15 protein-coding genes and 1 riboswitch are annotated in these 21,540 nt (G+C 43.7%); of the genes, 6 read left to right on the forward strand and 9 right to left on the reverse strand.

Features of this window, described 5'->3' with window-relative positions; all coding sequences use genetic code 11:
• Positions 1 to 906 precede the first annotated feature (906 nt).
• The 6 genes from NSQ66_RS10935 to NSQ66_RS10960 form a co-directional block, all read right to left on the reverse strand.
• Positions 907 to 1,473 carry a YdeI/OmpD-associated family protein gene (locus tag NSQ66_RS10935; RefSeq protein WP_076142028.1) on the reverse strand — a complete coding sequence of 189 codons (567 nt, stop codon included), beginning with the start codon at positions 1,471 to 1,473 and terminating at the stop codon, positions 907 to 909.
• Positions 1,474 to 1,529: 56 nt separating this feature from the next.
• Positions 1,530 to 2,045 carry a DinB family protein gene (locus NSQ66_RS10940; RefSeq protein WP_076142027.1) on the reverse strand — a complete coding sequence of 172 codons (516 nt, stop codon included), beginning with the start codon at positions 2,043 to 2,045 and terminating at the stop codon, positions 1,530 to 1,532.
• Positions 2,046 to 2,127: 82 nt separating this feature from the next.
• Positions 2,128 to 3,039, reverse strand: a complete 912-nt coding sequence (locus NSQ66_RS10945; RefSeq protein WP_076142026.1) for a YafY family protein — start codon at positions 3,037 to 3,039, stop codon at positions 2,128 to 2,130.
• Positions 3,040 to 3,181: 142 nt separating this feature from the next.
• The gene (locus NSQ66_RS10950; protein ID WP_076142025.1) at positions 3,182 to 4,348 is read right to left on the reverse strand and encodes a KamA family radical SAM protein; all 1,167 of its coding nucleotides are present in this window, start codon (positions 4,346 to 4,348) and stop codon (positions 3,182 to 3,184) included.
• Positions 4,349 to 4,488: 140 nt separating this feature from the next.
• Positions 4,489 to 4,630: riboswitch (cyclic di-AMP (ydaO/yuaA leader) on the reverse strand.
• Positions 4,631 to 4,678: 48 nt separating this feature from the next.
• Complete coding sequence (locus NSQ66_RS10955; protein WP_076142024.1) at positions 4,679 to 6,346, reverse strand: AraC family transcriptional regulator; 1,668 nt, start codon at positions 6,344 to 6,346, stop codon at positions 4,679 to 4,681.
• A 139-nt stretch (positions 6,347 to 6,485) separates the two neighbouring features.
• On the reverse strand, positions 6,486 to 7,511 hold the full coding sequence (locus NSQ66_RS10960; RefSeq protein WP_036689718.1) for an ABC transporter substrate-binding protein: 1,026 nt from the start codon (positions 7,509 to 7,511) through the stop codon (positions 6,486 to 6,488).
• 527 nt (positions 7,512 to 8,038) lie between these two features.
• Between NSQ66_RS10960 and NSQ66_RS10965 the strand changes: the two genes are divergently transcribed.
• Entirely contained in the window at positions 8,039 to 8,701 is a 663-nt protein-coding gene (locus NSQ66_RS10965; protein ID WP_036689719.1) for an HAD family hydrolase, read from the forward strand.
• A 42-nt stretch (positions 8,702 to 8,743) separates the two neighbouring features.
• Entirely contained in the window at positions 8,744 to 9,949 is a 1,206-nt protein-coding gene (locus tag NSQ66_RS10970) for a mannitol-1-phosphate 5-dehydrogenase (protein WP_076100783.1), read from the forward strand.
• A gap of 93 nt (positions 9,950 to 10,042) precedes the next feature.
• On the opposite strand, the gene NSQ66_RS10975 is transcribed toward NSQ66_RS10970, so the two are convergent.
• Complete coding sequence (locus tag NSQ66_RS10975) at positions 10,043 to 11,503, reverse strand: alpha-L-fucosidase (RefSeq protein ID WP_076100782.1); 1,461 nt, start codon at positions 11,501 to 11,503, stop codon at positions 10,043 to 10,045.
• 120 nt (positions 11,504 to 11,623) lie between these two features.
• Here NSQ66_RS10975 and NSQ66_RS10980 point away from each other — a divergent pair, with 120 nt between their 5' ends.
• Positions 11,624 to 12,454 (forward strand): AraC family transcriptional regulator, encoded by an 831-nt coding sequence (locus NSQ66_RS10980; protein WP_076142023.1) that lies wholly within the window; start codon positions 11,624 to 11,626, stop codon positions 12,452 to 12,454.
• Between the two features lie 66 nt (positions 12,455 to 12,520).
• On the opposite strand, the gene NSQ66_RS10985 is transcribed toward NSQ66_RS10980, so the two are convergent.
• Positions 12,521 to 15,631 (reverse strand): glycoside hydrolase family 2 TIM barrel-domain containing protein, encoded by a 3,111-nt coding sequence (locus tag NSQ66_RS10985; protein ID WP_076142022.1) that lies wholly within the window; start codon positions 15,629 to 15,631, stop codon positions 12,521 to 12,523.
• Positions 15,632 to 15,752: 121 nt separating this feature from the next.
• Between NSQ66_RS10985 and NSQ66_RS10990 the strand changes: the two genes are divergently transcribed.
• Positions 15,753 to 16,577 carry an AraC family transcriptional regulator gene (locus NSQ66_RS10990; RefSeq protein WP_036689725.1) on the forward strand — a complete coding sequence of 275 codons (825 nt, stop codon included), beginning with the start codon at positions 15,753 to 15,755 and terminating at the stop codon, positions 16,575 to 16,577.
• 167 nt (positions 16,578 to 16,744) lie between these two features.
• Positions 16,745 to 17,650, forward strand: coding sequence for a hypothetical protein (locus NSQ66_RS10995; RefSeq protein WP_036689727.1), 906 nt, complete (start codon positions 16,745 to 16,747; stop codon positions 17,648 to 17,650).
• A 47-nt stretch (positions 17,651 to 17,697) separates the two neighbouring features.
• On the opposite strand, the gene NSQ66_RS11000 is transcribed toward NSQ66_RS10995, so the two are convergent.
• A complete protein-coding gene (locus NSQ66_RS11000; RefSeq protein WP_076142021.1) occupies positions 17,698 to 18,567 on the reverse strand; it encodes an AraC family transcriptional regulator in 870 nt (289 codons plus the stop codon).
• A 137-nt stretch (positions 18,568 to 18,704) separates the two neighbouring features.
• Here NSQ66_RS11000 and NSQ66_RS11005 point away from each other — a divergent pair, with 137 nt between their 5' ends.
• Positions 18,705 to 21,371, forward strand: coding sequence for a family 78 glycoside hydrolase catalytic domain (locus NSQ66_RS11005; RefSeq protein ID WP_076142020.1), 2,667 nt, complete (start codon positions 18,705 to 18,707; stop codon positions 21,369 to 21,371).
• Positions 21,372 to 21,540: the final 169 nt, after the last annotated feature.

The following is a 21,540-nucleotide window of genomic DNA, read 5'->3' on the forward strand; positions in this document are numbered from 1 at the left end:
TAGCATCACACGGCGAATGACCAAGATACGGAAACAACACACAGCGAATGATCCTGCTTCGGCGGTATCGGACTCAGCAGACCTTAAATGCGGGAAAATCCGTCATTTGGAGTATTATCGGACCGCATAGCCCCTATTGGCGAAAAAAACGCCTTATAAGAGCCAGTTTCTAAGGAATAGCTGCGCTGGTGTCCGATGAGTTGCTGAAAAGGCGATAAATTAGTAAATAGCGTCATTGGGGTCCGAAAGCCTCAGCAGGAGATCATGGTGTCAGCAGCAGTAGCAGTAGCAGTAGCAATAGCAATAGCAGTTGACCCAGCGAATGACTATGCTTCGGCGGTATCGGACTCAGTAGACCTTAAATGCAGGAAAATCCGCCATTTGGAGTATTATCGGACCGCATAGCCCCTATTGGCGAAAAAAATGCCTTATAAGAGCCAGTTTCTAAGGAATAGCTGCGCTGGAGTCCGATGAGTTGCTGAAAAGGCGATAAATTAGTAAATAGCGTCATTGGGGTCCGAAAGCCTCAGCAGGAGATCATGGTAGCAGTAGCGGTAGCAGTAGTGGTAGCAGTAGCAATAGCAATAGCAATAGCAATAGCAATAGCAATAGCAATAGCAGTTGACCCAGCAAATGATCATACTTCGGCGGTGTCGGACTCAGGAGTCCAGCAAATGATCATTCTTCGGCGTATCGGACTCAGCAGACCTTAAATGCAGGAAAATCCGTCATTTGGAGTATTATCGGACCGCATAGCCCCTATTGGCGAAAAAAACGCCTTATAAGAGCCAGTTTCTAAGGAATAGCTGCGCTGGAGTCCGATGGATTGCTGAAGAGGCGATAAATTAGTAAATAGCGTCATTGGAGTCCGAAAGCCTCAGCAGGAGATCATGCATCTAGCGCAGCTTAATCGAGCAGACGTCCATTATCATGCCATTGCCCGTACATTTTATTTTCTTTAGTGTTTGTTATGAATTTGTCTAATTTACTCTTAAATAAATCTGGCTGATGTTTATTGCTTTGGATCGTGTCGATCCGAACTCTTTTATAAAGGGGGGGAAAGGCCCGGAAATTCTCATATACTTGCCTGTCCTCTTTTAGCCTTTGCTCTATAATCTTATCTACTATAAAAGAATCAGGGTTCATATCAGGAAGTATCCGTTTTCCTTCAGCACTCATTAACCCCAGCTTTTCGAGGCGGCGGACCCGTTCTTTGTTCAATTCAGTCCAAGAGCTTTTTTTACTTCGGGGAGAGAGTCTTTGCGCCAGCTCTGTTTCCGAAATTTTCTTTTTCACTCCATCGATCCATCCAAAACACAAACATTCCTCAACTACGTCCAAATATAGCAACGTTTCTGGGTTTGGCTTCATACTAACGAGTACCCAACAAGATTTTTCAGTCTTACAATTCTCCTGCAGCCAAACTCTTAAATCTTCTCTCGTTTTTACTGTAATTAGATTTTCAATCTCCATAATTAAAATACAATTTCCTTTCTAGGTATGGAGTGGGGCAGATTGCCCATTAGTGTTTAAATAGCTTCCGCTGTTACCTGATACCAAAAAAGAGAATAGTCATTCATGGTGGAAGCGTGGCCTAACTGCCGTAACATAGTAGATATATTACCTCTATGATAAGTCCCGTGATTGACGACTTGCAACACAATTTCTGATAGGCGTGTTTGGCGGATTCCGGCGAATGGATTGTCAAGCAGAATGGTTTGCTCCAAATCGGATTGGTTGTGTAACCATGCTTTGTATTGTTCCGATAGCTGTGCAAAGATATTTACGTACTCATCCACAGAATCTAGAATGCTCAAATTTAGCGGGATACTTTGTTGAAAAGCCTCAGGCATAGCAGTGCCTGTTAAAACAAGATACCACATCGTATCAACCGCATAGATATGGCTAAGGGCATGAGCGATGGTGGGAAATGAGCTGTTCACTTCTTGACTTAGCACAGAAGCCGGGAGTTCCTTGATTCTCCCCAGGATAGTTTGGTTTCCCCATGTGTGGTATTTAAACATTTCTACTGGATAATTTGTCATTCGTATTGTCTCCTTTTGAATTGTCATGGATTTGTTTTTGTTACTGTTGTTAATATAAAAGAAGAAGTATGACATCAGACTGTCATACTTCTTCATAAAGTTTGAGTGTGTTTTGAAGCTGCTCTTTTAAAATACCTCGCAATGCAGGGGGTTCGAGGACTTCGGCCCCGCTGCCGAAACTCAGCAGAATGGACCAAAGCCAACAAGCTTCCAATGGCTTATACACAGGAATTCGCATCGTCATGCTTTTATCAGAATGAAATTCCTTGTCGACTTGATGAAACTGATCCAAAGCTTCTGCCAAAGCCTCAGGGCCCACCCGGATTACTATTTCCTCCACCTGATCTACCCTGTTTGAACAGCCAGCCTCTTTGGGTACTTCATGTTGTGATTGAAAGGTATCCTGCGTCAGGAACAAATTCAGCATCCGGGAAAGACGAAACTCCCGATAATCCTGCCGTGCCCGGCAATAACCATAGATGTACCAGTTGCTATATTTAAAATGAAGCTTTACTGGTTCCATTTCACGGGTTGTACGTTCATTTTTTACACTGATGTAATCAAAACGGACAACATTTCGTTCCGCTATAGCCGCACGTAAAAGAGGAAGTGCGTCAGGATCCGTACGCCGGGTTTCAAGATCCACCGCGAGACTAGAGGTCTGTGGCTCCGTTCCAATCGTTTGCAGCCGTTCAATGGTTCTTTGCGTATGTTCATCTTCAAACACGGAAGAAAGACTGTTAAGTACAGTAATCAGAGAAGTGACATCATACGAACGGAGCAGGCTTTTATCCATTTTATATCCGTCCATGATGCCATATCCACCTTTAGTTCCCTGATATGATACGACCGGGATACCAGCGGCACAAATCACATCGATATCCCTATAGATCGTTCGCTGGGAAACCTGAAACTCTTCAGCCAGCTTGGAGGCAGATAAAACTTCGTGGTTCAATAGCTTGTAGATCATAGAAATCAATCGTTCCAATTTCATGTGTGCATTCCCACCCATTAGTCCATTTCGTGTTACAGCGTGATTATATCATAGATTTTTTCGGGCTAATTTTGGGAGGGAGGAGTTTTGTTGTTGGTGATGAAGTAATATCCTATGACAGAGTCTGACAGAGCCGATTAATTTATTTATAGATTAAATCCGCAGGCTCTGATAAATGATTAACAGAAATAATAGCATCGTTTTTTTTCACAGGTGGGGTCCAATATTGCTCATTCCCAGGCAGGTCATCGAACCATTCGGCGTCCTTTGGACAATCTAGAATCATGAATTTTCCGTATTCCTGATCTCTGGATTGATGGTATTTGAGATAGGCTTTCCCGTTATCAATGGCGAGAATTTCTATTTTTCCTGAGGTGTGGCTCATGGATAAGCGTACTCTTTTGCCAAGTCCTGAGGTTCTAGCTTTGGCTTCTTCTACAATTTGATAGACTTGCTCGAGCGGTAATACGAAATCCCGGTTTCCGGCAACGGGCCGGTTCACAAAGAAGTAGTAGGGTGTAACGCCAGCCCATGAAAGTCGGTCCAGTAGTTCCCCTAAAATAATGGGATCATCGTTGATGCCTTTGAGGATGGGAGTCTGATTTACGACAATTGCCCCTGCGTTGTGGAGAGCTTTAAATGCTTTTTTGGCTTCAGGTGTGATTTCACGAGGATGATTGATGTGCGCCATAACATAGATTCGTTTGTCTTCGGTAGAGTAAGTACGAATCAGCTCCAGCAGCTCTTCGTCTTCAGAGATCCGCATCGGATTAAATACGGGTATCTTCGAACCTAGTCTAATGATTTTAACATGCTCAATGCTTCTTAGATTTTCAATAATGGATCTTAGCTTCGGTGTGGAGAGAATTAAACTGTCCCCGCCCGTAAGAAGTACGTTGTTAATCTCCGGATTCTTTGCGATATACTCCAAGCCCGGAGAGACATCAGCCATCGCCTCTTTCACGTCATTTCGAAACAGACGCTTACGGAAACAGTAGCGGCAATAAGCCCCGCAGACCTCGGATACAATCAGTAGTGCAGTGGTTCTATACTTGTGCTGACAACCAGGTACCACATAATTCGTGTCCTCATCGGAGGCGTCCCAGCGCCCATACTCCAGCAGTTCACCTTCGTTAGGAATAACCAGCTTACGGATGGGATCTTCTGGATCATCCCAGTTAATCAAAGACAGATAGTAGTCATTTACACGAAAAACAAATTTTTCTGTAATTTCTTTCAGATTCTCTTTTTCCAGCTCAGACAACATAGCTATTTTGTTAATATCCGTGAAGTACTTTACCTTTTGCACGTACATCTCTCCTTTGTCTCGTAGTGTGAGAAATGAGGGAGCCTTAGTGTCAAAGGCCAATCTACTGCCAGCAGGGTCCAAAAAAAGCACAAAAAGAGACCCTTAGCAAGGGTCTCTGGTTATGTAAATAACATGAAAAGCAGACCCATCCACTGCTGACGAGGTTAGCTGACGGACTCGGGTAAGATGGTACCCTACATTCTAATGCTCAATGATTCGCCCCAATTAACTGGTTCCCCCGCTTTTCAACTGTAAAAGTTGGAAATTAAGCGTAGATAAAGTATACCCTATGAAGTTTTGAAAAGTCAAAAGAGAATCCTAGATTCACCTTCAATTGCTAGCGCTACTTCCGCCGAGTAGTTTAGGCAACAACGTTAGCAGCTTCTCCCGGGTTAACGCATCACTGGAGTTCCATTTGCTTCCGTCGAGCAGATAAACATGTCCCTGACGTACTGCCGGGAGACTGTTCCAAAGTGAACTGTCTAGTAGTCGTTCCATTGCAGCTCGCGAGTCTTTGCGTTCCGGAATGAACATGAAGATATGATCTCCGGCGTAGGCAGGCAGTCGTGTTGGATCCACTTCGGCGAACCCTAACTCTTCGTCCAATATGGCCTGAATCTCTTCGGTCGGTTGTAAACCACATGGGGCATAAAGCGCAGTGGAGAATCCGGACATTCCCATAGCATATAGATGATCTCCATGATCATAGACCAAAGCAGAGGCGGTTTCTCCAACTTGGAGAGTTGTCGAGTAAAGCTGCTGCCACATGGCTGCGTTTTTGATTGTGAATGACTCCAGCCATGCTTCCGCTTCGCGCTGTTTACCTAGCCAACTGCCTAATGTCCGCATTCGGTTGTCGAGAGGCGCAAATGAATCAAAGGTGAGTGTCGGAGCGATACCAGAAACTGCTCTGTAGGCTCTTTCATCACTATTTGCCAAAATGATCAAATCTGGGTTTAGGGAAGCGGTCAACTGCGGGTCCAGTGGAAACCCGACGTTGGCGAGCTTCTTAAGTCGATGTTTATAGACGCTGTTCCGGGCGAATGCTTCATCTCCACCGATAGGCTTTACACCTAACGCGAGAAGGTCGCCAAGTGTCTCGCCATGATAGACAATACGTTTCGCTCGTTCAGGAATTTCCACCTCATGACCCGTCCAATCCTTGACGGTAAGCTTACGACCTTGCTGATGTGCATATTGTCCGGGTGTAACTCCTGTTTTTTGCCGAAAGCGGCGGCTGAAATAGTATTCATCCGAGAAGCCGACCAGTCTGGCGATTTCCCGCAGTGGTTCAGTCGATTCCTGCAGGAATCGTTTGGAATGATTAATACGCAGATCCGTCAGGTATTCAAGCGGCTTTTTACCCGTAAGCTGTTGAAAGATCGGTGTATACTGCCAGATCGATATCCCCGCCCGTTCAGCCAACTGCTTCACGGTGATACTCTCTGTATAATGCTCCTGAATGAATGTTATGGTCTTTTCTACGGATTCCGTAGGACTTGGCAGGTGTTTGGAAGGGTAATTATGCTCAAAAAGTAGCAGCAGCAATTCTTGGAATTTTAATTGTCGCTTGAATTGTTGTACATCATCGGTATTATTCCTGTTCATGAGCAGCTCTTCGACTAGTCGGATTACCTTGGTGAACGGGTGCACAATTAACTCCCGTCTGCCGGAAAGCAGCTCTCCAGAATATCGTTTAGGATGCTTGGTTGTATAAATTGCTGTAAAGGTGATGAGGTAATAATACAACGTCAGCTCCTGGTTGTTCGTACTATAGGAGATTCCAGGAGATAGTAGATAACATTTATCCGTACTTAGTATCACGCTTTGATCATCGAGGTTCAATTGTCCGTTCCCTCCAGTAAATATGAGAAGGGTATAGTCCTGGGTTGTACGCGTTATAGAGCTTGAATCGGCAGCTTGAATCATCAGTTCGGCCTCGTTTAGCTGAAATAACAGAGAGTGGAGTGGGGGGCAGGACGATGATGTATGCAGCATGGGTTCAGCCTCCGTTCATTTGGTGAGAATGATTATCAATGAATTCATTGTATATAAAAAAAAGAAGCATATCAACAGCTGTTGACATGCTTCTTGCAGTTTTTTATCAGCCTTGTGTTAAACACTTCATCTCGGAAGGTTATTTCATATTCAATAGCTGTGGAATTTCGCCAAGCAGCCATTCTCTTGTTGTCGCATCACTTGAAGTCTTCATGATGTCTTGTGTATAGACATATCCGTTCTTGACGGCAGGAAGGCTCTTCCAGATAGGGCTCTTTAATAGATTCTCTGTGGATTGTTTTGCTTCTTCTGCCACTGGAGTCAAGATGAATATCCGGTCTCCGGCATATTCTTTCAGGACTTCCATGGATACTTCCTGGAACCCTTTACCTTCATCAAGTATCTTCTGAATAGCTGGAGTTGCCTTGAAGCCATTCTCCCCATAGAGTACCTGTGAAAGTCCGGTTGCTGCCATTATAAATAGTCTGTCTCCTGGATAATAAGTGAAGACCGCAGCCGTTTCGCCCTCTTTCATGCCTGCGGATTTCAATTGCTTCCACATGTTCTCTTCAGCGGTTTTATACTGGGCAAGCCATGCTTCTGCTTCAGTCGTTTTACCAACAATTCCACCAATGTCCAGCATACGTTCCTGGAGTGGGGCAAAGGTATTAAATATTATCGTTGGTGCAATTTTGGAGAGCTGCTCGAAATCAGCTTCATCTGTGCCCGCATAGATGATCAAGTCAGGCTGAAGCTCCAATGTTTTTTCCAGATTGATAGGGAAGCCTACATCCTCCACACCTTGCAATTGATCTTCAAAAACCTGGCCTTCCCCCATAGAAAGAGGATAACCTACCGCCTGCACACCAAGTGCAAGCAAATCGCCATAAGTTTCTCCAGAATAGATAATTCGCTGCGGATTCACTGGAATCTCTACAGTATGTCCTATGTAATCTGTATAGGAGCGGGTAGTCGCTGCAGCTTCATCTGTACTGCTATCTGAGGGTTCTGCTGAAGGTGCCGCGGTTGCAGCGGAAGAGTTCCCGGTTGCGTTCGCCGTACTATTGGCAGAGGATTGTTCCTTTGAGTTTCCGCACGCCAGTAGCAATGTACTCAGCAAAAATAGTACACATACCACAGCGAAGGACTGTCTTACCTTGTTCATATCTTATTGCCTCCCTATTATATGTAACGACCACCAATAATGATAATCATTCTCGATTAAAAACTATCATAAATTAAAGCCTCTTTTTACTCAATGGACAAAAAATAACCCCGTAATTTGATTTGTACAATCAAGTAAAAAGGATGTGGTTGAAATTATTTTAAATTATTTTTAGCTGCTTGGAAAAATACTCTAAATAACAGCAATGGAAAGAAAGAGAGGGAGCTTGCCTTCATAACAAACTTGGCAGAAGGAATCCCTTGAAGCACATAGGATTGTGGTGTTTTTTTGAATCTGATTATTGTTATGTATTAAGATGTTCAGGTGATGCAAAAATTCAGGGTTGTCCGCATTGATTGTAATCGTTATCATTACGTGGCATGTTATCTACCGTGCTTGACGTCAGTAGAAGGGCTTTGTTATGGTTTTTATAGTCAAACGCAAGCCGAAATAGCTTTTTGTAGAATATGCAGAAGGTTTTGCGTAAGATATTCTAACCAAACATAATACGAGGGAGATGGTTGATTGTGATCAAAGGAATTATTTTTGATTTTGACGGAACGATTATCGACACGGAGACTGCTTGGTACACCGCATTTAACGAGGCTTATGCAGAATATGGAGTGGACCTGACGCTTGAACAATATTCCACCTGCATCGGCACGAGCTTGAACAGTTTTAATCCTTATGAATATTTGATGACTGATCTTAAGCTCGCAATTGACAAAGAAGAGTTCAGCAAGGCTGTTAAACAGAGACACAGCAAACTGATGGAGCTTGAAACAATAAGACCAGGTATTCAGCATTATCTTGATTCTGCCAAGGCAGCTGGACTGCGCATAGGGCTGGCCTCAAGTTCTTCCCTGGAATGGGTGGAAAAATATCTGAATCAATTGGGTATTCGCGAGTATTTCGAATGTGTTCGGACTGCCGACCATGTGGCAAAAGTGAAACCAGATCCGGAGCTATATAACCAAACGTTAGCTTGTCTTGGAATCACAGCTGATGAGGCGGTTGCTATCGAGGATTCACCGAATGGATCTAAGGCAGCGGCAGCAGCTGGCATCCGTTGCATTGTGACGCCTAACGAAATTACTAATTTTCTTGAATTCGATAAGCAGCACCATAAAATTGATAATCTAAGTCTTCTTGAATTTGATCATGTAGTTACTCAACGTTGCTTCGTATAGAGAAACCGAGAAACTGAGTTCAAATTAAAGGGGGATACCAAATTGAGAGCCGTACACTTTGGAGCGGGCAATATTGGCAGAGGATTTATTGGGCCTATGTTGTCGGACTCCGGTTACAACGTTTGTTTCGTCGGAAGAAATAAGAGTAAAATTGCCCAATTGCAAAAACGTGGCCAATATCCTGTCACCCTAGCTAACAAGAACCGGGACAGCTTTATCGTTGATAATGTTACAGCGATCAATCTGAATGATACTGAGGACGTTACTAGAGCTATAGCAGAAGCTGAAATTGTGACAACTGCAGTCGGAATATCCGCTTTACAAGATATTGCTGAGACCATTGCGCAGGGCATCGAACGAAGGCTTGAAAACAACAGAAATCTCACCCCTCTTCATATCATCGCCTGTGAGAATGGGATTGGAAGCAGTCAGAAGTTGAAAAAATCTGTTTATCGATATATGAAGCAATCCTTCAAGGAGCTTGCTGACCGCAATGTCGCTTTTCCCAATGCGATGGTTGACCGGATTGTACCTATGCAGAAAAATACAGATTCACTTGAAATCCTCGTTGAACCCTTCAGTGAGTGGGTTATTCCCCGCAGTGGAATGATTGGTAACTACAATGAAATTAAAGGCGTCCATTATGTAGATTCGCTGGCGCCATACCTCGAACGGAAGCTATTTACTGTGAATACAGGTCATTGCAGTGCAGCCTATTTTGGATACCTGGAAGGTTATACTAGCATTCAAGAAGCGATGTCTGATCCCGAAATCAGAGCTCGTGTTCACGGGGTGCTTAAGGAAACAGGGACCTTATTGGTGCATTTATATGGCTTCAAGCCCATAGAACATGACCGGTATATAGAAAAGATGATGGAACGATTCACTAACCCCAACTTTAACGATAAAATTACACGTGTCGCCCGCTCCCCGCTTCGCAAGCTTTCACCTAATGATCGACTCGTAAAACCGGCAATGCTTGCTCATGAACTTGGTTTTGAGACCTCACATTTAGTCTCAGCTATTGTTTCTGCACTTTATTTTGATTATGAAAAAGATCCAGAAGCCTTACAGCTTCAAGCGGACATCCGAAACCACGGGCTAAGTGAAGTCATTGCTACACAACTAAAAATCCCTACGGAGCATCCGCTTCATGGTCGCATTATTTTGGAGTCCAACAAATTACGCGCGAGATATCCTCATAGGACTAGAATGAAGACAGTAAACGTCAGGGTACCCTACTTTTAATATAAATTGATGGTTATAAAACTATAAAAGAGTGTTCTCTGCTGGATGGGCAAGAACACTCTTTTTATAGGTTATGAAGTTCTGTAAGTGTCCCTAATCCAATTCAATCCGCAGAACAACCGGAGTCTCACTGCGAACCGAGGTTGTTTTTATAATCAGGGCTTCATCGGTTCTTTCCCATGCAGGTTGTTCCTCAAAACCTAAGATTTTGATCTGTTTAATCATCCCATGGAAGTGAGCAGAGTTTTCTTTAAGGGATTTGATTTGCACTATACCGTTGTTTGGATAGACAAGAACATTAGCGTAAAGATAACTGCCTTTTACCGTAAAGCGGATATCTTCATTGGTGAAAATCTTCGTGATCCCATCTGTAAACTGACCTTCAACGATCTCTGTAGGGCCTTCCCCGAAGGTGCGCCAGTAGGTCGTATCATAGATTGCTTCACCATTCACCTTTAGCCATTCTCCGATGCCAAGCAGAATCTCCTGATCCTGAGCTGGAATGCTGCCATCCGCTTTAGGGCCTATATTCAGCAGCAAGTTGCCGTTTTTGCTTACGATATCTACTAAATCTCTGATAATTTCTACGGCAGATTTATAATCATTTTCCGGTGTATAACACCATGAATTTTTAGCTACTGCTGTATCCGTTTGCCAGAAATAAGGTTTAAGCTCAGAGAAATGACCTCTCTCAATATCTGGGATCGCTGAGCCAAACATGAAGGCATCATGCTTATAATTGATTGCAACCGGAGTTCCCCATTCCTCTCCCTTGTTGTAATAGTAAGCAGCGAACTTTTTGAGATAGGGTTTGAAGGCGGCTGTGTGAATCCACCAGTCAAAGTAAAAGATTTTCGGCTGATAATTGTCTACCAGCTCGCAGCAGCGAATCAACCAATCCTCCAGAAATTCTTGATTGGGTGGGGAGCCGAATAAATCCTGATGATCGGGTTCGGGCATGGATGGCCAATAGAGATCTCCACATACAAGCGGTTCATGGATATCGGAATCAAATTCCTTGCCATGAGACAGGAAGAACCAGTGCTCAGCTCTATGGGAAGATACACAAAACTCTAATCCCTGCTGCTCAAAAGCGTCTTTCATTTCCCCGACTAAATCCCGCTTGGGACCCATCTCATATGTGTTATAGTGGGAGTAAGCGCTCTTATACATTTGAAAGCCGTCATGGTGCTCTGCAACAGGCATCACGTATTTGGCTCCAGATAATTTAAAGAGATTGGCCCATTCCTCAGCATTGAAATGCTCAGTCTTGAACAAGGGGATGAAATCCTTATAGCCAAAGGTTTTATGCTCGCCATAGGTAGCAAGATGATGTTCATATTCCCGCGAACCCTGGATATACATATTTCGGGGATACCACTCATTGGCGAAAGCCGGAATAGAATAAAGGCCCCAATGAATGAAAATACCAAACTTAGCGTTCTCATACCACGTAGGCACTTGAAATTGACTTAGTGAATCCCAATCGGCTTTGAATCTTCCAGTTGCGATCGTATCTTCGATTACTTTTAAATATTTGCTTTTATCCACCATTTTGCAATCATCCTTTCAAACGTTTATTTCTTCTTCATTCTAGTGATTAGATGTGGGAATCAAAATGTAGGACATTAACTTTTAGATGTACAAAACTAACCTGATAAGGCGGAGTAAGGGATGGATAACCATGTTTTGCTTACAAATTATTTATCCAATTTAAAGGTTGATTTAATTATGGCTGATTACAATCTTTGTGGCCGTGACTGGAAAGATCTTGACTACACACCTGACTATAGTAAATTTTATTTTATTTGCGATGGGGAGGGTTGGTTAAAGATTGGAGATCGAGAATATTATCCGAAGCCTGGTCAGCTTTTTTTGATGCCTGAGGGAGTTAAGCAATCTTATTCTTGCATAAATGATCAACCCTTTGAGAAGTATTGGTGCCATTTCAGCGCAAAAGTCGGAGACATTAATCTATTCAAAATGTTAGAGTTAAGTCATGTATGCAGAGAAGTAGATCCTCATGTAATCCAAAAGATTTTCAGCAGCCTAACGAGTCATATGAAATCTGATGCGGTGTATGCTCATTTATTAGCCAAAAGTAAGTTAATGGAGTTATTCTCTTATTTTATTATGAACATAGATGTAGATGATATCACCTTTAAGAATCTGAGCTCGATCGAAAAATTAACGAAAGTATTAACGTACATAGACGCTCATATCGAGCGAAATATCACCATACACGAGCTTGCCGAGATTGCGTACATGCATCCCAACTATTTTATCCGGCTATTTAAACAGCAAATCGGAGTTCCACCCATTCAGTATATCACCCGAAAAAAGATAACTAAGGCCAAGGAGCTATTGAGGGGGACGCAAAGTTCTGTCGGTGAGATTGCCCATGATCTTGGTTTTAGCGAACTCTATTATTTCTCCAAACAGTTCAAAAAAAATGTAGGTTTAAGCCCTTCGGAATTCAGACAAGGAACAGTAGCTGTAAAATAAATAGAAGAAGGCCGTCCTGTGTGGTAGAAACCAACCAGAGACGGCCTTTTTTATAAGTGGAAGAGATTAGAGCAGTGAGACAGTGAAACGGAAGATGTACGGGCGATTAGCCGGCAGAGTGAACTCTTCGTGGGTTGGTGCGCCCCAGCTGTCGTCCCCGCCAACACCCATTTGCTTGTAGTTAACTCTTAGTACGCTTTTGTTCGAGACTGGCAATTTATAGACGTGATCATGGGCTTCCAATTCCTCAGGTTTCCAAGGCAGGGCATTAATCTCTATAGGCGTTGCACTTTCAAAATAGAGCCCTGATCCATCCTTGCTCTCTGTAATTGAAGCAAATCTGACATCTGTCTTGTTGCCGCACTCCTGAGGTTTGAGATAAGGCGTGAATTGTTCACTAACCTTGCCTGTATAACGTCCGAGTGGTGCCCCTGTTTGTCTATCCCAATAATTCTCATGAGGCCCGCGGCCGTACCATGATAGGGTATCAAGACTTCCATCTAGAACGAACATCATTCCGAACTCAGGGATTTCTGGCAGAACGCTGCTGCCCGGACTCAGTTCTTGCGTGATCTCTAAAGTCCCGTCAGCGCGAATCACATACTGAACCCGAAGCGTGGAGTCCGGACTTGTAGCCAGAAGGTAGCTGGCAGAGACGAAACAGAGAGAGCCTTCGGTTCTAAATGTAAAGCTGATTAAGTGTTGTTTATGCGATGCCTGCTTCCATACTGCACACCGCTGTGGCAATTTATTACCGCAATCATTATCTGTGACTGCTCTCCAGAAGTTAGGTCTTACAGGTTCTAGCAGACGTTCTTTGCCTGAGGAACGATAAGAGTTCAGAGCACCCGTAGTTGTACTAAAGCTCAGTTCGAAATTATCACCTTGCACGTTCAAAACATTCTCAAGCTCGCTGACACGCAGTGTTTCTGTGGTTCTCTTTGAGGTATTGGTTACGAAACGAGGTGACAGAATGAACTGTTCCCAAGCGATTTCGTGATTGGCTTCTGCCCATATAGTTGCTGAAGGCTGAATAAAGGAAAGATTCAGAACTGCCTCATGATTGCCACGCAGTGAATCCAGCTCGTAAGGAACTTTGCATGAAGTGCTCTCACCTGGTGCACATGAGATCTTCAGTAAGCCTTCTTGCGCAGTTACTCCGTCTAAACGAACTTCCCATTTGAGATCGTATTCCTTTAAGTTGGTAAATAAGAAGGAATTGCGAATCTGGAAGAGTCCTTCTAGGATATTTTCAGCCGTTACTTTAATATTCTGATAACATTTTTTGACCTCAAAGAGCTTAGGAGTAACCGTACGATCAGCAAAAAGCAATCCGTTGCCACTAAAGTTGCCGTCATGAGGCGATTCACCAAAGTCCCCGCCATAAGCGAGATATTCAATTCCTTCGGAGGTGTGGGTCCGAATGGCTTGATCTACCCAATCCCAAATGAATGCACCTTGAACAATGTCATATTTGTCGAACAAGTCACAGTATAAGTGCAGCCCACCGCATGAATTGCCCATGGCATGACTGTATTCGCAGAGGATATAAGGCTTCTTCGGATTATTAAGCGCATATTTTTCAACATCCTGCGGTTTAATGTACATAGTAGATTCTATGTCACTTGCTGCTTCCGATTCTCTACAGTGAAAGATCCCCTCATAATGAACTGGCCGCGAAGGATCGGTTTCTCTCAGGTAGTCGTGCATAGCGATAAAATTGTCGCCTCCGAAAGATTCATTGCCGAGAGACCAAATGATGACAGAAGGGTGGTTTTTGTCCCTTTGCATCATGGAGTTGCAGCGGTCAATGACATTGGCCCGCCATTCCGGTTTGCTTCCAGGAACATTCCCGTCATTCAATCCTTCTTGGCTGTATGCCCAAGTGCCGTGCGTTTCCAGATTGGTTTCGTCAATTACATATAATCCGTATTCATCACATAACTCGTACCAGACAGACTGATTCGGGTAATGGGAGGTTCGAACGGCATTAATATTATGTGTTTTCATTAATTGGATGTCGCGCAGCATATCTTCTTTGGCTAAAGCACGACCTGTGTCACAAGAGAACTCGTGGCGATTGACGCCCTTAAGCACGATTCTTTTGCCATTGATCTTCATAAGTCCGTCTCTAATCTCAAACTTGCGGAATCCAACCTTACAGCTGACCGTTTCTTGTGTATGCCCGTTGTCGTCATTTATAGACAGGACTAAGGTATAAAGATAAGGGGTTTCAGCACTCCATTTAAATGGCTGCTCAACCGGGGCAGAAAGCTTGAGTTGCTGGACGCCTTCTTGCTCAAAGGAACCAGTAGTGGAGATAGGAGTCTCCCAAACAGGCTGGCCATCTTTATTGTAAAGCTGCATTTGCAGTGTATATGGGCTTTGCTCGTTAAAGTAATTTTCCACCTTGATATCTACATTTAAATCCGCATGTACGAAGTTTTCATCCAGGTCGGTGTGGACGAAGTAATCAGCAATATGAACGGAAGGCGCCGAATAAAGATAGACTTCCCGAAAAATACCGCTAAGGCGCCAGAAATCCTGATCCTCTAGCCAGCTGGCATCACACCAACGATAAACCTCGACAGCTAGTTTGTTGTCCCCTGCAACTAAATATGGGGTGATATCGAACTCTGATGGAGTAAATGTATCTTCACAGTACCCGACAAGTTCACCGTTTACCCAGACGTAGAAAGCGGATTCAACACCCTGAAAGCTTAGGTACACCGGTTGACCATTCCAAGACTCAGGTACAGTAAAGGTTCGTAGATAAGAGCCTACTGGATTATATTTTGTTGGGGCAAAGGGGGCTTTAAGCTCTGGCTCGGATTCCGCCCAAGGATACCGGAGATTTGTATATTGTGGATAGTCGTAACCTTGGAACTGCCAGTGGGACGGTACAGGAATTGTATCCCAAGTACTGCAATCGAAATCGGCTTTATAGAAATCCACAATTCGTTGATCCGGTGTTTCGGAAAAAGCGAATTTCCAAAGCCCATTGAGGGTTTGGTAGAAAGGTGAGGTTTCTTTATCGTTAGTTAGCGCTTGGGATAAACTACGGTAAGGGATCATGGAGGCATGTGCATCCAATCGATTCAATTCAAAAGTCTCTGGGTTGTTATTCCATTCCGGATAACCGTTAGCAGGTGGCTGGTAGACAAACTTTGCTCGCATGAGTTGATCTCCTTTATAATCATTGTAATGTTATTATATTCATATTATAAGTTGAAGTAATGTTAGGATAAATAAAAGAATTTTAGTCCCAGATAACAAAATATGAAACGAGGACTTATTTATGGAGAGCAAAATTATTTTTTGCCAAACAGAAGATGTAAGCATGCTGCCGCTTTATGCTACAACCCTTGGATTTTGGGAGCATCAGCCAGAAACTATACGTCCTGCAGGCTTTCCAGACTATCAAATACATCAGATTCACGAAGGTAAGGGTGAGCTTATCATTCATGAGAGCCGATATCTCGTGGGGCCAGGTGATGTGTTCTTTTTGTTCCCGGATATTCCTCATTCGTATGCCCCTATCAGTGGGAAGGAGTGGAAGGTATCATGGGTCTCGTTCAATGGCAGAGAGGTTGGTCAAATGCTGCTCTATGCGGGCATCCGCGAGTCTGGTCCTGCTAGATTAAAAGAAGATCAATGGCTCAATCCTCTAAAGCAAATCCTTATGCTGCCAGATAGCAATGAGCTGGAAACCAATTTAGCACGATCAAAACATCTTTACGCATTGCTTCTGGATTTAAAAAGAAAGCTAGTATCGCCTCTAAATGAGGCACATGAATTGGAGCGAATCAAACCGGTGCTGCGTTATATAGAGAGCAATCTGCATAGGACGCTTCCTTTAAAGGAGCTGGCGGAGATTATTTCTGTATCGCCACAGTATTTATGCAGGCTTTTTCAAAAAACAATTCATGATCGACCTGTAACCTATATCAATAAGCAACGTATCAATTTGAGTAAACAGCTTATGTTTAATGGACGCGATAAAAAAATGTATGAAATTGCCCAGCTAGTGGGCTTTGATAATGCTAGTTACTTTTGTTTGGTGTTTAAAAGATTGACAGGGATGAGTCCTGAGCAATTTAAGCAGCTGCATGGTTTGGATTAGATAAACGCTTACTTGTTACCGTCTAGCACAACATGATATAGTTTACTTGAGTTCCTGCGATGTTTTTTTTACTGCTTAGCCCATACTTTTACTGCCACAAGAATTCAATACATAGAACCAAATTAACGATCTGAAATGACGAAAAGCATCAGGAAGGAGACATCATTTTGAATGAGAAGCTAAAGCAAGCCTATGAGCGTTTGAACTTGCCTGAAGACGTTACCCGGGAGGAATTGAACAAAAGGTTAGATATTCATTTGAAACGCCGTCGATCGAATTCGACTGAAGATGAGGTCGCAGCTTATGAAGAGGAATTCCGCGCTTACAAAACCATCCTAGATGGCTTGGATCAGAAGGAGATTCAGGAAGCGGAGGACAAGCGCCTGGAGAAGTGGGGAGCCATGTCCGGCGTAGCACGTAAATCGGAGAATTTCTTTCGGCTCTACAAAACGCACACTATTATTTCTATTATCGTGCTGCTAGTAGTTATCTTTGGGGGGAAAGCGCTCTATGATCAGTGGCAGGAAAGAAAATATGAAGCTACGCTCCCACCGGTAGATGTTCGAATCATGTTCCTAGGCAACTATGAATCTCAGGACTCGTCAGGTAAGAATGAAGAGCTAAAACAAGAGATTATCAAACGTTACCCGACCTGGAAGAGAGTGGAGGCAGAAATCGTTTATCTACCCTCAACAGGTGGGACGGACGGTGGAGTCTTGGATATGAGCTATATGCAGCGGGCTATGGCGATGCTGGCAGCCGACCATCCGGATATCCTGATTATGGATGATGCTACTTTTGAATGGATTGGCCAGCAGTCGGGACTGCAAAATCTGGAGTCGTTTATTAAATCCGCAGGACTTCCTCTGGACGATAACCGTTTGAAACGTATGACTAACCCGGAGAGTGGTCAAGAGCTGATTACTGGCATAGATATCACAGATACGGATTTTGCTACAGAACTCCCTATCCATTCTAACCAGATGATCATCGGAACGTTAGGGCAAGATGACAGTAAGACTAAATCAACTGATTTTGTTGAGTTTTTACTTAAACAGATCACTAATCAATAAATTAATAGGGCCGATGTTGTATGGATGTTCATACGACATCGGCTTTTTTATGATCTGTAGAGCTTGCGGTACGCGATGGGTGTCTGGCCGACTATTTTTTTGAATACAGCGTTAAAGGAGTCGATGTCACGGTAACCAACTAACTCGGCAATCGTATTAATTTTATGTCCAGAAGTACGCAGCAATTCACAGCTTTTATGCATTCGCAGATTCTTCAAGTAGGTCCCAAAGGACTGGCCAGTATGCTTGTGGAACATACGCTGAAGATGCCTGCTGCTCCACTGTGTAATACGGGCTAATTCGGCAAGTGTAATCTTCTCCGACAGATTATGCTCTAGGTATTGAATGACTTGCGTGAAGTCAGCCATATCCATCGTAGATTTGTCATCTTCTCCGTATTTTTGCCTGTACACTGCTATGATTAATTGACTCAGCAGGGTGTAAAGCATTGTTTTGGAGCCCATACCGGATACCGACATTTCATGATATAAATTCAGCATTAAGCGCTCAATAGAGCCATCTAGATCTGAGACGGAAAAGTAAGATGAGCTGCTACTCCCAAGAGTGGTTAGGTGCTCCCGGATAGATGGCTCTTGAAGGACGATATTTAATTGCTCCACCATTTGCATATCAAAAAGGCAATTATAGACGATCAGGCGATTCCCTAAAGTATCAGAAGATGCTGGACGGAACACATGGGGAGCACCTACAGGAATCACAAACAGCATTCCTTTTCTAACGGGAAAGATCTCATTTTCAAGGTGATGAAAACCTCTTCCTTCAGCTACATAGCAATACTCAATAAATTCATGTGCATGAAAAGGGGCATGGAAGTTCTCTGAATAGCGGTTAACCAGCAGATGCAGATCGTTTTGAAAAAAGACTTCATTTTTGAACAACTCGGTGGTTCGTTGCATATTGAATTCCCCTTTCCAGAGTTATGGCATAATTGCAGGGATATGATGTCCTTATTACCGGGTGATGAAAGCGGTAACGCAGCTATAATTATAGGGCAAAGACTAATTTGTCGCTATAGAAGGAGGTTTTTATCTATATGTTCGCAATCACTAAGCTTCGTTGTGAGTACAAAGAAAATCCGCTAGGAATTGATGTGATCAGACCCAGAATCAGTTGGCAGTTAGTTACAGATGACAGGGACTGCATGCAGTCTGCTTATCAAATTCAAGTGGCTGAGAATATGCTTTTTCAAGGCAAGCTATGGGATACAGAGGAAGTAAAGTCTTCTCAATCGATCCATGTTGAGCTTGAAGGTCTGCTGCTGGAAGCTCGCACGCGTTACTATTATCGGGTTCGGGCATGGAATCAGAATGCAACAGACTCGGGTTGGTCTGAGGTTGCATTTTTTGAAACCGGACTATTAGATGCAGGGAATTGGCAGGCGGAGTGGATCAGCGCTCCTACAGCCTCTTTTTCAAAAGATTTTGAGATTTGCCCACAGCTTCGTACATTCGTGGATGTAAAAGGTCCAGTGGAAAGTGCAAGGATTTATGTTACTGCTTTGGGCTTGTATGAACTGCAGCTGAACGGAAGTCGGGTGGGAGATCATTATTTTACTCCAGGCTGGACCAGTTACAGTAAACGGCTGCAATATCAAACTTATGATGTCACAAAGCTTCTGCATGAAGGTGCGAATGCGTTAGGCGCACTGTTAGGCAATGGCTGGTACAGAGGGTATTTAGGCTGGGATAATCAAAAGGAGATATATGGATCAAAGACTTCACTTCTGCTGGAGCTTCATATCCGGTACGCAGACGGTTCAAATGAGCTTATTAGCTCAAATCAGAATTGGCAGGCTGCAAAAAGCGCAATTATGATGTCTGAAATTTATAATGGTGAAACCTATGATGCTCGGCTGGAGCTGGATATCACCGATCCTTCATCAGAAGGTTGGCATCCAGTGGAGATTATTAACTATTCCAAAGCGATCATCGTTGCCCAGGAAAATGTGCCAGTGACACAAGTTGAAACCTTGAAGCCGATTGCACTGCTGACTACCCCCCAGGGAGATAGAGTGCTGGACATGGGCCAGAACATGGTAGGGTGGTTAAAATTTAATGTAAAAGGTCAATCTGGTCAGGCGGTAGAACTTCAGCATGCTGAAATATTAGACCGGGACGGAAATTTCTACACGGAGAATATGCGTAAAGCGAAACAGTGCATCCGCTATACTCTGAAAGGTGGAGAGCAAGAGACGTATGAACCACACTTCACTTTCCAAGGTTTTCGGTATGTGAAGCTTAGTGGGTTCTCAGCAGATCTTCAACTAGAGGATTTCACAGGAATTGTGATGCACTCCAATATGGAACGTACGGGTGATTTTCAGTGCTCAGATCCACTTGTGAATCAACTGCATCACAATATCCTGTGGGGGCAAAAAGGGAATTTCCTCGATGTGCCTACTGATTGTCCACAGCGTGATGAGCGGCTCGGCTGGACGGGGGATGCTCAGATGTTTGTCCGCACAGCCTCTTATTTGATGAATACGGCACCATTCTTTACGAAATGGCTGCGGGATTTGAAGGCAGACCAAACCCCTGAGGGCGGCATTCCGTTTTTTATTCCAGAGCTGAGAGCAGCTCCTCCTGGCGACGGAGATACTAACCATTCTTCTGCGGCCTGGGGAGATGCAGCTACGATCTGTCCATGGACAATCTATGAAATGTATGGCGACAAAAGGCTGCTTGCAGAGCAATACGAGAGCATGAAACAATGGATTTCTTATATTTATGCACAGGGAAGCAATCCCTATCTATGGAATACTGGGTTTCATTTCGGCGATTGGTTGGCGCTTGATTCCAAGCCAGACAGCTATGTAGGGGCTACAGATCGGGATTATGTCGCCACCGCTTTTTATGCCTATTCTGTTTCTCTGACTTTGAAAGCGGCAATAGCCTTAGAAAAATCGGAGGACGTGGACTATTATAGTGAGCTGCACGCCAAAATTATAAAAGCATTCAGTGATGAGTTCATAACACCTGCGGGAAGGTTATCCGTCTCTACACAGACTGCACAGATATTAGCCTTACGTTTCGATCTTGTAGAAGGGGTCGCCAAAGAACGTGCAATTCAGAAGCTCACTGAGCTGCTTGCTGAAGCTAAGGATCATCTGACTACTGGATTCGTGGGCACACCTTATCTGAATCCTGTGCTCAGCGAGATTGGAAATAACGAACTCGCGTATAAGCTTCTTTTTCAAAAGGATTATCCATCATGGCTGTATCAGGTGACGAAAGGTGCGACGACGATTTGGGAGCATTGGGATGGGATCAAGGAGGACGGCAGCTTCTGGAGTGCAGATATGAATTCTTTCAATCATTACGCCTATGGCGCAATAGGTGAATGGTTGTATCGTTACGTTGCAGGAATTGGAACAGATGAGTTGGAGCCTGGCTTCAAAATCGTTCATATCAAGCCACAGCCAGGCCCCGGTCTGGATTATGCAGAAGCTAGTCTTGAAACCATGTACGGAAAAGTGGAGTCAGCGTGGCGGCGATCAGAGGATAATGGAATGGTGATCCACGTTACGATTCCTGCCAATACCAACGGTATTGTCGTTCTGCCTGGAGCCAATCAACTAGGGTTATTAGAAAATGGAGTTCCTGTAGAGCAGTCCAGAGGCGTGCACAGCATCAGCTTGGTCGATAACGGAGTGAGACTCGAAATAGGTTCGGGCAGCTATCAATTTACGTATTCTTTATAACCTATACTAGGGGGCTTCCTAGTGTGAACTGACATCGAGGGGTATTCGGTGTCAGTTTTTCGTTTTCGAATTGACGAATGTAGAGAGGAGTTATTATAATGATTTATATTGATATGAACTAAGTAATATAAATATAAATCAAATTGGAATTCACAAGGAGGAAGACAAA

It is taken from the genome of Paenibacillus sp. FSL H3-0329, from assembly GCF_037963285.1.
GTDB classification, from domain to species: Bacteria; Bacillota; Bacilli; order Paenibacillales; family Paenibacillaceae; genus Paenibacillus_AQ; species Paenibacillus_AQ odorifer.